Origin of the sequence: Prauserella halophila, from assembly GCF_024171895.1 — a bacterium.
Lineage (GTDB): Bacteria > Actinomycetota > Actinomycetes > Mycobacteriales > Pseudonocardiaceae > Prauserella > Prauserella halophila.
The window spans coordinates 411371-424733 of sequence record NZ_JAMTCQ010000010.1 but is presented as its reverse complement, the minus strand read 5'-3'; the positions used below and the strand labels follow the sequence as shown (position 1 = coordinate 424733).

At 69.4% G+C, this 13363-nt stretch carries 13 protein-coding genes; 2 read left to right on the top strand and 11 right to left on the bottom strand.

Annotation, left to right across the window (positions count from 1 at the left end; genetic code table 11):
• Positions 1-200: 200 nt before the first annotated feature.
• The 6 genes from xylB to LY41_RS14350 all read right to left on the bottom strand — a co-directional run bounded on the left by xylB (position 201) and on the right by LY41_RS14350 (position 6992).
• Positions 201-1601, bottom strand: a complete 1401-nt coding sequence (gene xylB / locus LY41_RS14375) for a xylulokinase (protein ID WP_253864494.1) — start codon at positions 1599-1601, stop codon at positions 201-203.
• Positions 1602-1692: 91 nt separating this feature from the next.
• Complete coding sequence (locus LY41_RS14370; protein WP_253864493.1) at positions 1693-2769, bottom strand: ABC transporter ATP-binding protein; 1077 nt, start codon at positions 2767-2769, stop codon at positions 1693-1695.
• 11 nt (positions 2770-2780) lie between these two features.
• Positions 2781-3605 (bottom strand): carbohydrate ABC transporter permease, encoded by an 825-nt coding sequence (locus tag LY41_RS14365; protein WP_253864492.1) that lies wholly within the window; start codon positions 3603-3605, stop codon positions 2781-2783.
• Position 3606: 1 nt separating this feature from the next.
• A complete protein-coding gene (locus tag LY41_RS14360; protein ID WP_253864491.1) occupies positions 3607-4539 on the bottom strand; it encodes a carbohydrate ABC transporter permease in 933 nt (310 codons plus the stop codon).
• 49 nt (positions 4540-4588) lie between these two features.
• Positions 4589-5959, bottom strand: a complete 1371-nt coding sequence (locus LY41_RS14355) for an ABC transporter substrate-binding protein (RefSeq protein WP_253864490.1) — start codon at positions 5957-5959, stop codon at positions 4589-4591.
• A 28-nt stretch (positions 5960-5987) separates the two neighbouring features.
• Complete coding sequence (locus LY41_RS14350) at positions 5988-6992, bottom strand: zinc-dependent alcohol dehydrogenase family protein (RefSeq protein WP_253864489.1); 1005 nt, start codon at positions 6990-6992, stop codon at positions 5988-5990.
• A 251-nt stretch (positions 6993-7243) separates the two neighbouring features.
• Here LY41_RS14350 and LY41_RS14345 point away from each other — a divergent pair, with 251 nt between their 5' ends.
• Positions 7244-8218: a sugar-binding transcriptional regulator gene (locus LY41_RS14345; protein ID WP_253864488.1), complete on the top strand. Its 975-nt coding sequence runs from the start codon at positions 7244-7246 to the stop codon at positions 8216-8218.
• Positions 8219-8706: 488 nt separating this feature from the next.
• Here the strand turns inward: LY41_RS14345 and LY41_RS14335 are convergent, their stop codons facing one another.
• The 5 genes from LY41_RS14335 to LY41_RS14315 form a co-directional block, all read right to left on the bottom strand.
• Positions 8707-9012 (bottom strand): DUF1416 domain-containing protein, encoded by a 306-nt coding sequence (locus tag LY41_RS14335; RefSeq protein WP_253864487.1) that lies wholly within the window; start codon positions 9010-9012, stop codon positions 8707-8709.
• A gap of 1 nt (position 9013) precedes the next feature.
• Positions 9014-9859 (bottom strand): sulfurtransferase, encoded by an 846-nt coding sequence (locus LY41_RS14330; protein ID WP_253864486.1) that lies wholly within the window; start codon positions 9857-9859, stop codon positions 9014-9016.
• A gap of 97 nt (positions 9860-9956) precedes the next feature.
• Positions 9957-10394 carry a DUF4395 domain-containing protein gene (locus LY41_RS14325; RefSeq protein WP_253864485.1) on the bottom strand — a complete coding sequence of 146 codons (438 nt, stop codon included), beginning with the start codon at positions 10392-10394 and terminating at the stop codon, positions 9957-9959.
• 222 nt (positions 10395-10616) lie between these two features.
• On the bottom strand, positions 10617-11180 hold the full coding sequence (locus LY41_RS14320) for a thioredoxin family protein (protein ID WP_253864484.1): 564 nt from the start codon (positions 11178-11180) through the stop codon (positions 10617-10619).
• A gap of 119 nt (positions 11181-11299) precedes the next feature.
• Complete coding sequence (locus LY41_RS14315; protein ID WP_253864483.1) at positions 11300-12256, bottom strand: LmeA family phospholipid-binding protein; 957 nt, start codon at positions 12254-12256, stop codon at positions 11300-11302.
• Positions 12257-12535: 279 nt separating this feature from the next.
• Here LY41_RS14315 and LY41_RS14310 point away from each other — a divergent pair, with 279 nt between their 5' ends.
• Positions 12536-13327, top strand: a complete 792-nt coding sequence (locus LY41_RS14310; protein WP_253864482.1) for a response regulator transcription factor — start codon at positions 12536-12538, stop codon at positions 13325-13327.
• Positions 13328-13363 lie beyond the last annotated feature (36 nt).

The following is a 13363-nucleotide window of genomic DNA, read 5'->3' as shown; positions in this document are numbered from 1 at the left end:
CCGACCCTGATCATGGACTGCCGGGATTGTATGCGCCGGTACCGCACTCGGCCGTTCGGATGATCGCCAACCGTGTCGCTCCCTCCGGGACCCGTGGCGCGGTGCGGATTCCAGAAGCCGTGTTGCGCGGTGCCGAGTGCAGAACACGCGGGTCTGAGTGCAGAACACGCGGTGCCGAGTGCGGGACACGCGCAAGGTGGTCAGGGGTGGAGGTGCCGCCTCGCCGTTCGGTGCGCTTCCGCCACGCCTGCTCCTGCGTCGAGGTCGGCTGGGGACGGCGTGAGGGTGATGCCGTCGTCGTGGGCTCGCCAGGTCGGCGGCTCGGGCCCGCCGCGCAGCGCCCACGCCGCCTGCCGGGCCGCGCCGACGGCGACATGCTCCATCTCCGGCGGGACGACCACGCTCGTGCCGAACACGCCGGGAGCGATCGCCCGTACGGCCGCCGACCGGGAGGCACCACCCGTGAGCAGCACCCGCCGCACCGCCACGCCGTGTTCACGCAGCGCATCGAGGCCGGCTGCCAGCCCGCACAGCATCCCCTCGACGGCGGCGCGCGCCACATCGGCGGGTGTCATATTGGCTCGCGTGAGCCCGACCAGCGAGCCCGAGGCGTCGGGCAGGTTCGGCGTCCGCTCCCCGTCCAGATAGGGCAGCAGCGTCAGCCCGCCGGCGCCGGGCGAGGCCGACAGGGCCAGCTTGTCGAGACCGTCGAGGTCGGTGCCGAGCATCGCGGCCGTGGAGGTGAGCACCCGCGCGGCGTTGAGCGTGCACGCCAGCGGCAGGTATCGGCCCGTGGCATCGGCGAACCCGGCGACCACGCCTGAACCGTCGGCGACCGGCTTCTCGGACACGCCGAACACGGTGCCGCTCGTGCCGAGCGAGACGGCCACGTCGCCGTCGGCGAGTTCGAGCGCGAGGCCCGCGGCCATGTTGTCGCCCGTGCCCGCGGCCACGAGTACGCCGTCGGCGGTGCGTCCCGCAGGCTCGGCCGGTCCCAGCACCGCCGGCAGTCCGACCTCCCTGCCGAACGCCCTGACCAGCAGGTCCTCGCGGTACGCACCGTCGACGGCCGAGTAGTAACCGGTACCGGAGGCGTCGCCGCGGTCCGTGGTCGGCTCGCCGCGCCCGCCGAGCAGGCGCCAGGTCAGCCAGTCGTGGGGCAGCAGCACCCGCGCGACGCGCTCGGCCGCGTCCGGTTCGTGCTCGGCGAGCCAGCGCAGCTTCGTCACCGTGAAGCTGGCCAGCGGCACGGAGCCGACGGCCTCCGCCCACGGCTGACCACCGCCCAGTTCGGCGACGAGTTCGTCGGCGGCACCCGCGGAGCGGGTGTCGTTCCACAGCAAGGCATCCCGCACCACCTCGCCGTCGTCGTCGACAGTCACCATGCCGTGCTGCTGACCGGCAACGGCGATCGCAGCGACGTCGCCGCGCAGCCCATCACCGGCGGTGCCCAGCGCCCGCCACCACTCCGCGGGATCGACCTCCGTGGCGTCCGGGTGCGCGGCCTGCCCGGTCCGCACCACCTCGCCACTCGCGGCATCGCACACGACGACCTTGGTGGACTGCGTCGACGAATCCACCCCGGCTACCAGCTCGCTCACTGTGTCAGGCGCCCCTTCGCTCCCGGCCCGGGCTGACGGGCCACTCGGCCACGGCGGGCCGTCCCCGCCGGACGTCACTGCCCGGAGCCGGTCATTCCGCGCCGATCCGCAGCCCGGACTCCGGGTCGAAGACGTGTACCTCACCAGTGTCGCAGGGCGCCACCCGTATCGCCTCACCGAGCTTCGGCGGCGTGCGGCCGTCGGTGCGCACGACAACCTTGTCGGCGTGGCCGGCGAGTGTGCCGTGCACGTAGGCGTCCGCGCCGAGCTCCTCGACGAGCTGCACCTGCAGGTCGAAGCCGTCCTCGCCCGCGCCGACCGGCGACAGCGACTCGGGCCGGATCCCGACCGTGACCTCCCCTTGCTCGGCGCGCACGGGCAGTTGCACCTTCAGCTCGCCGAGTTTCACCCCGCCGCCGTCCACGGGCAGGGTCAGCAGGTTCATGGCGGGTGAGCCGATGAACCCGGCGACGAACACGTTCCGCGGTGTGCCGTACAGCTCCTGCGGGGAGGCGCACTGCTGCAGCACCCCGTCGCGCAGCACCGCGACCCGGTCGCCCATCGTCATCGCCTCCACCTGGTCGTGTGTCACGTAGATCGTCGTGGTGGCGAGTCGCCGCTGCAGCGCAGCGATGTTGGCCCGCGTCTCCACGCGCAGTTTGGCGTCCAGATTGGACAACGGCTCGTCCATGAGGAACACGCTCGGTTCGCGGACGATGGCCCTGCCCATCGCGACACGCTGTCGCTGACCGCCGGACAGTGCCTTCGGTTTGCGGTCGAGGTACTGGGTCAGGTCGAGCAGGTCCGCGGCCTCCTCGACCTTGACCCGGACGTCGGCTTTGGACATCCCGCGCAGCTTCAGCGAGAAGGCCATGTTCTCCCGCACACTCATGTGCGGATACAGCGCGTACGACTGGAACACCATCGCGATGTCCCGGTCCTTCGGCGGCAGCTGCGTGACGTCGCGGTCGCCGATCGCGATCGTTCCCTCGTCGACGTCCTCCAGACCTGCGGCCATGCGCAGCGCGGTCGACTTGCCCGAACCCGACGGCCCGACGAGTACGAGGAACTCGCCGTCGCCTGCACACAGATCCAGACCGTCGACGGCCCGCACGGAATGCGCGCCCGGGTAGATGCGGGATGCACCGGCATATGCCACTTGCGCCATCGGTGACTCCTTTACTTGACCGCGCCCATGGAAAGGCCGCGTACCAGGTGGTTCTGTGCGACCCAGCCGATGATCATCACCGGCAGCGAGGCGAGCAGCGCCGCGGCCGACAGTTGGGCCCAGAACAGGCCCTCGCTGGTGATGAACCCGACCAGGAACACCGGCACGGTGCCGGCCTGTGCGGCCGTGAGGTTGACCGCGTAGAAGAACTCGGTCCACGCGAAGATCACGCAGATCAGCGCCGTGGCCGCGATTCCCGGTGCCACGACGGGAAGAACGACCCGGTACAGCACCGTGGGCAGCTTTGCACCGTCCACTCTGGCCGCCTCGATCATCTCGGTCGGCACCTCGAGGAAGAACGAGCGCATCATCCACACCGCGAGCGGCAGATTCATGCCCGCGTACAGCACGATCAGCGCCCACACGTTGTCGAGCATGCCGAGGTTCTGCGAGATCACGTACAGCGGAATGATCGCCGCGACGATCGGCAGCATCTTCGTCGACAGGAAGAAGCCGAGTGCGTTGGACGTCTGCTTGACCGGCGCGAGCGACAGCGCGTACGCCGCGGGCACGCCCAGCAGCAGCACCAGCAACGTCGACAGCCCCGTCACGAACGCCGAGTTCGCCAGGTACGGCAGGAACCCGCGGTCGAGGATGGTCGTGAACTGTTCCAGCGTCGGCGTGAACGCGAACGTCGGCGGATCGGTTGCGGCGTCGACCTCGTGCTTGAACGAGGTCACGACCATCCAGATCACCGGGAACACGAACAGCAGCGCGACGAGCCAGGTGAGCCCGGTCAGCGCGCCACGGCCGAGCCGGTTCGTTCTCGCAGTCATGTCACTTCACCCCACGCGAGACGTCGAAAGCCCGGAACATCAGCCGCAGCGCAAAGGTCGCCACGATCAGGGTCATCGCCACGACGACCACACCCATCGCCGAGGACTGGCCGACGTCGAATCCCTCGAACGCGCGCTGGTAGATGTAGTACGGCAGGTTGGTGCTCGCCGTGCCGGGGCCGCCCTGAGTCATCAGGTAGATCGCGTCGAAGCTGTTGACGATGTAGATCGCGCCCAGCAGCACGGCGAGCTGCAGATACCGCGACAGTTGGGGCAACGTGATCGACACGAACGTCCGCCACCGGCCCGCGCCGTCGACCTGCGCCGCTTCGAGGACCTCGCGCGACTGCGCCTGCAGGCCCGCGAGGATCAGCAGCATCATGAACGGCGTCCACTGCCACACGATCTGCGTCATCACCGCGGCCAGCGGATAGTTCGACAACCATTCGACCTCGACGCCGAAGGCCCAGTTGAGCAGGCCGTAGGTCGGGTCGAACATCGTCGTCTTCCACAGCAGCGCACCGGCCGCGGGCAGGATCAGGAACGGCGTGATCAGCAGTGTCCGCACGATGCCGCGGCCGGGGAACGTACGGTCCAGCAGCAGCGCCAGCCCCAGGCCGAGCAGCATCGCCACGAACACGCACACGACGGTCAACGTCACCGTGTTGCCCAGTGCCTGCAGGAACACCGAGTCGGTGAACACGTCGACGTAGTTGTCGAACCCGACGAAGTGCTGAGATCCCGGGCGGACCATGTTCCACGACTGGAACGAGTAGAACACCGTGACCAGGAAGGGAACCTGCGTGACCGCGATCGTGAACAGCAGTGCGGGCAGCAGCGGAGCACGGCGTTTCCACGCGGCCGACCGTTGGCGGGACCGGGTTCGCGTGGACGGCGGCTCCGCCGACTGCGGCGCCTCGACGAGGGTCGTCATCGCTCACCTCCCGCTGCGGCAGTGTGTATCGGTGTCATCGTGCGCCGGGTCATTGCCCGCTCTCCTGATAGGATTTGCCGACCGTCACCGCGTATTCGTGTGCCTGCGCCAGCGCCTCTTCGGAGGTCTTCTGCCCGGCGATCGCGGCCGAGAGCTGTTGCGACACCCGCGTCCCGAGGTCCTGGAACTCGGGGATGCCGAGGAACTGGATCCCCTCGTACGGCACGGGTTTCGTCATCGTGTGCTCCTGATCGGCGACACTGATGGCATCCAATGTGGGCTGTGCATAGGCTTCTGCGGCCTGCCGGTACTGCGGGATGTCGTACGTGGAGTTCCGGGAACCGGTGGGCACGCGGTTCCAGCCGAACTCGGTACCGACGGTCTGCACGAACTCCTTGCCCGTCATCCAGCGGAGGAAGTCCCACGCCGTGTCCTTGTTGTCCGTGACCTCCGGAATGGCGAGTGACCACGTGTACAGCCAGCCGCCCGCCTCGGTCCGCTGCCGCGGCGCCGGCGCGTACCCGGACTTGCCGACGACCTCGCTGCTCTGCGGGTCCTCGTTGGTACCGGCCATGACGGTCGCGTCGTACCACATGGCGGCCTGTCCACGGCCGTATCGGTTGCCGCACTCCTGGAAGCCCGCCGAGGAGGCACCGGGCTCGCCGTGATCGCGCACCAGGTCGACGTAGAAGTTCCACGCCCTGCGGAACTCCGGCGAGTCGAGCCGCGAGTTCCAGTTCTCGTCGTACCAGCGGCCGCCGAAGGTGTTCACGACCGTGTTGAACGGCGCGAGGCTCTCACCCCATCCGGGCTTGCCGCGCAGGCAGATGCCCGCGATGCCGGCCGACGGGTCGTGCAGCCGTTTCGCGAAACCACGGATCTGTTCCCACGTCGGGTTGTCCGGCATCTCCAGGCCCGCCTTCGCGAACAGATCCTTGCGGTAGGCCACAAAGGACGATTCGCCGTAGAACGGGACGGCGTACATGTCGCCCCGGTGGGAGAGCGCTCCGCGAATGCTCGGAATGAAGTCGCCCGCGTCGTAGTCCGGGTCGGCGTCGATCCGCGGCTGCAGGTTCTCCAGCCAGCCGTTCTCCGCCCACTGGGGCGTCTCGTAGTTACTGATCATCACCGCGTCGAACTCGCCGCCCTCGTTGGCGACCGACGCGGTGATCTTCGCGCGCGCCTGGTTCTCGGGCAGCTGCACGAACTTCAGCTGTACGCCGGGATGCTGCGCCTCGAACCGGTCCGACAGCGCGACGGCGTCCTCCATCTGCGGATTCGACACGATCGCGATGACCAGGGTCTCGTCGCCCGCACCGAGTGCGCCGGCGCCCGCACAGCCCGCGGCGGGCAGCACCGCGGTGAGCAGAATTCCCAGCCGGGCCAGGAATCCACGACGCCGTGGCCGCGTCCTGTGCATCGGGCTGCGCGTCGGCCTACCCATCGGCTTACGCATCGGCCGGCCCCGGCAGCACCTGCGTCTTCAGGCCCTGCCCGCTGCGCATGAGCTGCAGCGCGTCGTCGAACTGCTCCAGCGGCAGGCTCTCGGTGAGCAGCGACGACGTGTCGATCACGCCCGTTGCCACGAGGTTCAGCGCCGCGCCGTAGCTGTGCAGCACCGCCATCGAGCCGACAACGGTGATCTCGTCGTTGTAGATGCGGAACGGCGACAGCGACACGCGCGCATCTTCGGGAGCCACGCCGAACACGAGGAGGCGACCACCGCGGCGCAGCGAGTCGAACGCGGCCTCGATCGCGGCCACGGCACCGGTGCAGTCCACTGCGGCGTCGAACTTCTCGTCGTCGAGCTCGGCGACGTCGGCGACCGCGGCCTCGGCGCCGAGTGCGCGCGGCCTGCCGAGCCGTGCGGTGTTGCGGTCGACCGTCGTGACGACCGCGCCCGCGCGCTGCAGCAGCTGCTGCATGATCAGACCCATCGTGCCCGCACCCAGCACCAGGAACCGCTCACCGGCTTCGACGCCGATCCGCCGCACGCCGTGGACCGCGCACGACACCGGTTCGACGAGCGCACCCTGTTGGTACGTCATCGCGTCGGGCATGCGGTAGCAGGTGGCTGCGGGGACGGCGACGTACTCGGCGAACGCACCGTCGACGGTGTCGCCGGTCGCACCCCAGTTGGCGCACAGGTTGCCGCGCCCCGACCGGCACGGACCGCAGTGGCCGCAGAACAGCGACGGATCGACGGCCACGCGGTCGCCGACAGCGAACCCGCCGGGCGCGTTCGCTCCGACCTCGACGACCCGGCCCGCGAACTCGTGACCGGGGACGATGGGGTAGGGCGTCGGCGGGAAATATCCGTCGGCGATGTGCAGGTCGGTACCGCAGATGCCGCACGCGCCCACGGCCACGACGACGTCGTGGTCTCGCGGCTTGGGGTCGGGGACCTCGCCGACGCGTACCGAGCCCGGGGTGTCGATGATCGCGGCCCGCATGAAGCGCCACCCTCCTGATGCTCACTCCGGCAATGCCCGCCCGGCTCGTGTCGACCGTGCCGCGGCCGGCCGGCTGTCACCTCGGTGGCACCCGCTACGGCGTCGGAGCGGCCGATCAGGACCAACCGGACTGGAGGTGCTCAACTGAGCACTTCTGCCCACTGCCTGAACGTTGACTGACAGATGCATTGAATGCTTCTGCTCAACGGTGAGTCAACGTTTCCAGGCGAAGTTTGTGCTAAGTTGCTCATATGAGCGGAAAACGGCGCCGTGGCGATCCAGGACCGGCCGAACTGCTGCTCGCCACGTCGATCGGACGGCGGTTCTACGTCCAGGGCGCGTCGAAACTGGAGATCGCCGAGGAGTTCGGGATCAGCCGGTTCAAGGTGGCGCGCATCCTGGACCAGGCACGTGACAGCGGGCTGATCAGGGTGGAGTTCGACGTGCCCGCACCGCTCGAGCCGACGCTGTCCGACGAGGTGGCCTCCGCATACGGACTCCGCCGCGCACTGGTGCTCGAACGAGCGGACCGCACCGAGATCGAGCTACGCAAACGCCTCGGCGCCATGGCCGCGGACCTGCTGACCGAGCTGATCACCGAGGACGACGTGCTGGGCCTCGTCTGGGCACGGACCGTCAACGCGATGACGGACTCCCTGCGCGGGCTCGCGCGCTGTCCCGTGGTGCAGCTGTGCGGGGTCTCCTCGCGGATCGACACCCGGGAACACTCGGCGGACCGCTCCGTCGAAACGGTCCGCCGAGTGGCCGCGGTGTCCGGCGGCGAGGCGTTCCCCGTCTTCGGCCCGCTCGTGTTGCCGGACCACCGCACCGCGCAGACGTTGCGGCAACAGCCGGGCATCGCCGAGGCTTTCGAACGGTTCGCGAAGATCACCACGGCGGTCGTCAGCATCGGCGCGTGGCGGAGCGGGCAGTCCACCGTCTACAGCGTGCTCGGGCAGCAGCAGCGTGAGGAACTGGCCCGCAAGGGTGCCGTCGCCGAGGTCGCAGCACGCCTCTTCGACGCCGACGGCAACGAGCTCGTGGGCGAGCCCGGCCACCACGTCCTCGCGGCGAGCGTCGCCGATCTGAAACGCATCCCCGAGGTCATCGCCCTCGGCGGCGGAGCGGGCAAGGCCGACGCCATCGCCGCGGTGTTGCGATCGGGCATGGTCGACACCCTCGTCACCGACGCGGGCGCCGCGGAGCGCCTCCTCGCACAGGCGTAGGCGGCCACGAACTCCCGCCGCACAGCTCACGCACAGGTTCGCCACAGGCGGTTCCCAACGGCGTACGCGACGACGGCCCCAGGACCAGCCTGGCACAGCGAGTCACCCGGCTCGACGCCGACGGTCCGCGCCCTCGTGGTGGACGACGAGCCGCCGATCGCCGAACTCGTGTCGATGACACTGGGCTACGAAGGCTGGGAGGTGCGCAGCGCGGGGGACGGCGCCGCCCTGCCCGCCCGAGTGCCACGTGGACCTCCGGAGCGAGTTGTCCACAGCGACGCCAGTTATCCACAGCTTTGGGGACAACGCGGCCTCGATGGGCACAGCCGCGTATGAGCGCGGCCGTGGGGTGGATTGGGCGACGGGCGGATGCAACACGGCCTCCGGAATCCGCAACACGAGCCCCGGAACCTGCAACACGAACGCAGGACACGCGCATGGGAAAGCCCCGCGGGCCTGCCGGCCCGCGGGGCTGTACCCAGTTCAGCTCAGGAGACGGCGATCGTCACCTGGTGCAGGCCGGGGCCCGCGGCGTCGACCGTGGCCTCGCCGTTGCCGTTGCGGTGCAGTGCGCGCACCTTCCACGCACCCGGCGCGGCGTAGAACCGGAAGTCGCCCTCCGGCGATGCCTGCACCTCGCCCGCGAACTCGTCGTCGCCGTTGAGCAGCCGCACGTACGCACCACCGAGCGGGCTTTCGCCGCCGGTGACCGTGCCTGCGACGACAACCTGGTCGCCGGTGTCCTCACCGGTCACGACCGCCGTCTGCTCGGGAGCTCCGCATCCGTCGCTCATGTCACTTGCCTCCGTTCGAACCGGTCTCGACCGGCACACCGACCAGCGAGCCGTACTCGGTCCACGAACCGTCGTAGTTCTTGACGTCCTTCAGGCCCATCAGCTCGTGCAGCGCGAACCACGTGTGGCTGGAGCGCTCGCCGATGCGGCAGTAGGCGATCGTCGCCTTGCCGGTGTCCAGGCCCGCCTCCTCGTAGAGCTCCTTGAGCTCGTCGGCGGTCTTGAACGTGCCGTCCTCGTTGGCGGTCTTCGCCCACGGCACGTTCAGCGCCGACGGGATGTGGCCGCCGCGCTGCGCCGACTCCTGCGGCAGGTGCGCCGGGGCGACCAGCTTGCCGGAGAACTCGTCCGGCGAACGCACGTCGACGAGGTTCTTCGTGCTGATGGCGTCGACGACCTCGTCACGGAAGGCCCGCAGCGACAGGTCCTGGTCGGATGCCGTGTAGTTCGTGGCGGGCCGGTCCGGAACCTCCTTGACGAGGTCGCGGCCGTCGAGCTCCCACTTCTTGCGGCCGCCGTCGATCAGCTTGACCTTGTCGTGGCCGTAGAGCTTGAAGTACCAGTACGCGTACGCCGCGAACCAGTTGTTGTTGCCGCCGTACAGGATCACCAGGTCGTCGTTGCCGATTCCCTTGGCCGACAGCAGCTTCTCGAAGCCCGCCTTGTCGACGAAGTCGCGGCGCACCTGGTCCTGCAGTTCAGTCTTCCAGTCGATCCGGACGGCACCCGGGATGTGGCCGCCTTCGTACGCGGTCGTGTCTTCATCGACCTCGGCGAACACGACACCCGGGGTGCTCAGGTTCTCCTCGGCCCACTGTGTAGTGACCAGGACGTCTTCACGGCTCATGGAGCGGAACTCACTTTCTGTTACTCGTGTTCGGTGCGGATGAGACTGGCGGTGTTGCTGCCCGCGAGGTGGCGGACCGGGAGAGTGCAGGTGCCTGTCACGACGTACTCCCCGCCCGCGGCGAGATGCGCTGCAGCAGCAGGTACATCTCGCAACCGAGGCAGAAGCCGAACACCGCGTTGAGCAGCGCCGCGAACAGGGCCAGCGCCGTGGCGACGAGGCCGACAACGATCACGCCACTGGCGTACCCGATGGTGCCCACCAGTGCGAACGCGAACCCCACCGCCTGGGCGAACCGCAGCGGCGCCACGTCCTCGCGTTCGTCGGTCGGCTGCAGCCGCGGTGCGATCAGCAGGCGGTATAGCACCGAGTACGGCGCGGGCCGCAGCCCGACGAACGCGCCGATCGCGAAGACCACCGTCTGCGCGGCCAGCAACGGCCACCAGCCGGTCGCCAGCACGATCACCAGCACGACCGTGGTGACGATCGCGGCGAATCGGGGACCACGTGGATCGACCGCTTGCGGGGCGGACATGACACCTCCTCCGACGGGCTGTCTCCTGCGGCGGAGTCAGCGGCTCGAACTGCGCGCGCACCGCCGACTCGGTGCGTGAGCCGGGGTACACAGGCTGCTACGCACGCGGCAGAAGTCAACCGCGCGCCGCTGGGTCAGCTCGACGCCCGGCACGGGGAGGTGAGAATCCGGCCTGTCCACGGCGGTAAGCCTACTCAGGCTCCCCAGGAGCGGGAACCGTGTTCATTCTGTGGGATGCCCGACGTCGGAGCGGTCGGCTGCGGACCGCCCGTCCGCGGGTAGCCGGGGTTCGAGGGCTGCGAGCAGCGTCTCCCGATCCGGCACCCCGGAGACCCGCAACAGCTCGCCACCCGATCGGGTGTAGGCGATCGTGGTCGGCGTGCGCAGCACACCCAGGTCGCGGGCGATCCCGGGCCGGTCGGTGATGTCGAGGTCGACGTGACGCAGCCCCTCGGTGCCCTCGGCGACGTGCGTGAGCAGCGCCCGCGCCTGCCGGCAGGGGGCGCAGAACGTCGTCGAGAGCTGCACCAGCGTCACGTCGGCTGCCTCACCGGCGAGCGCGTCCCGCACGTCGGCAGGCAGTCCGGCCTGCGCAGGCGTGCCGTCGCCGGAACCCCGGTCACCGTCACCCGATGCGGGGATCGCGGCGGAGGAACCGGGACCGGCCGCGGCATCCGGCTCCGACGGCGGTGCGGACATGCGGATCCGCCCGTTGCGGGAGCGCAGGGCCAGGCCGACGATCACCGCGGCAACCAGCGTCACCCCGGCGACGATCAATCCCGTCATACGTCCTCCCGTCGTACTCGCTCCTGCCGGTCTCCCCCAGCGCCGGCTCCCCCAGCGGGGGCCGGCCGCCCTCGCTGAGGGCGGAGGCGCCGCCACGCCCGCGTCGGCGAGGGCGGCCCCTAGCGTGAGGCGTTCGCACCGGTGAAGGCCACGTGTTCGGCCTCACCTCGCACGGTGATGCCGTCCGGCGACGCGACCACCGCGGTCGGCGTCACGGTGAAGGGCAGCTGACCCGCGTTGATGTCCGCCTCGAAGCTCGGCAGCAGCTGCCGCTGCACCGCCCGGGGAACAACCGTCGTCTCCTGGTCATTCCCGAACTGCAGCCGGTGCGGGGTGATCGTGATGCTGGAGCCGTCGAGCTCGATGATCGCGAACGCGAAGATCTCCTTCTCCTGACCCGCGACCTGCACCTTGCCCGACAGTCGGATGCCCGCGGAGCTGTCGTCGTTGTCGTCGCCGTCCGGGCCGTAGACGGGGTCGCCGTCGGAACCGTCGCCCGCTCCCGCACCGGGAGCGCGGTCGGCGTCGCCACCGGTGTTGGCGCTGTCATCGGTGTCGGTGGCCTGCTCGCCCGAGCCCTCGCCGTTGCGGACGTAGGCCTCGCTCGACGCGGCGATCTGCAGGTCCTCGATGTTGTCCAGCGGGCTGACCCGGTTGATGTCGCTGGCCTTGAGGGTGACCTCGCCCTCGACCCGGTCGATCGTGACGTTGTCGACGTTGCCCTGGGCCAGGTCGGACAGCGGGGCGTCGACGTCGTACAGCTCGGCCTTGATGCCGACGTCCTGCAGCACGTCCTGTACCGGCACCGACTTCGCCTCGACGGTGATGTGGCCGTACTCACCGGCGACCGCCTGCGTGAGGAACGGGAACCCGCCGATCCCCACGTCGGGGTCGCTGTCGAGACCCAGCTGCTGCCGCGCCTTCTGCGACACCGTGTGCTCGGCGAACGCCGCGCCCGCGAAATCGACGCCGACCAGTACCGCGAGCACCACGAGAACCACCGTGACGATCTTGCGGACGCGGCGTCCCGAGCTCGGGGAGGAGGACTTCGACGGCGGGGACACGGTTTCACTCACGAGTGGCTCTCAATCGGCGGCTGGCAGGCAGGCGGCTGGCCGGCACTGTCGAACTCCGGGAATGGGCAGGAACCGACACACCCCGGGATGCAATGTGACCGGGGACGTACGAAACCGTAAACACGCCGTTGTGTGATGCCCGTTTCACGACTGCAGACACCCGCGGGGTGTCAACGCTATTGTCACCGATGACCGGCCCGAGTTTTACTTGAGGCGCTCGAAACTTGTGAGGCGGTGGCACTTGTCTTGTGAGGCGACGGCACTTGTGAGGCGATTGCGATGAGCCTGGGCTTGCTGGTACTCACTGCAGAATCCGATGCCACGTCGGTATTGCCTGCTCTCGACCTGCTCCCGCACACGGTACGCGTACGGGCCCCCGAGGTCACCGCGCTGCTGGATGCCGGTCACCGCGACGTCATCCTGCTGGACGCACGCTCCGACCTCGCGTCGGCCAAGAGCCTGAGCCGGCTGCTCAAGGGCGCAGGCGAGGAGGACGCGACGACCCCCGTGATCGCCGTCATCGGGGAAGGCGGACTCGTCGCGGTGAACTCGGAATGGCGCACCGACGACATCCTGCTGCCCACCGCGGGCCCCGCCGAGGTCGACGCCCGCCTGCGGCTGGCCACGACCCGCGACGGCGGCGCCCCTCAGGTCGACGCCGAGCTGCGCGTCGGCGATCTGGTGATCGACGAAGCGACCTACACCGCCCGCCTGCGCAAGCGCACCCTCGAGCTCACCTACAAGGAGTTCGAGCTGCTCAAGTACCTCGCCCAGCACGCGGGCCGCGTGTTCACGCGCGCCCAGCTGCTGCAGGAGGTGTGGGGCTACGACTTCTTCGGCGGCACCCGCACCGTGGACGTCCACGTGCGGCGCCTGCGCGCCAAGCTGGGGCCCGAACACGAGCAGATGATCGGCACCGTCCGCAATGTGGGTTACAAGTTCGAGCGGCCCGCGAAGTCCACCGGCCCGGTAAAAGGCGGTAATCCCGGCGGGACCGTCCCCGGCGGGAACACGCCGGCCCGGCCCATCATCTCCCGGCCGTCCGCCCGCGACGAGTACTCGGGACACTGACAGCCGCGACGTCGGCGCTTTCCTTCCCACGAACCG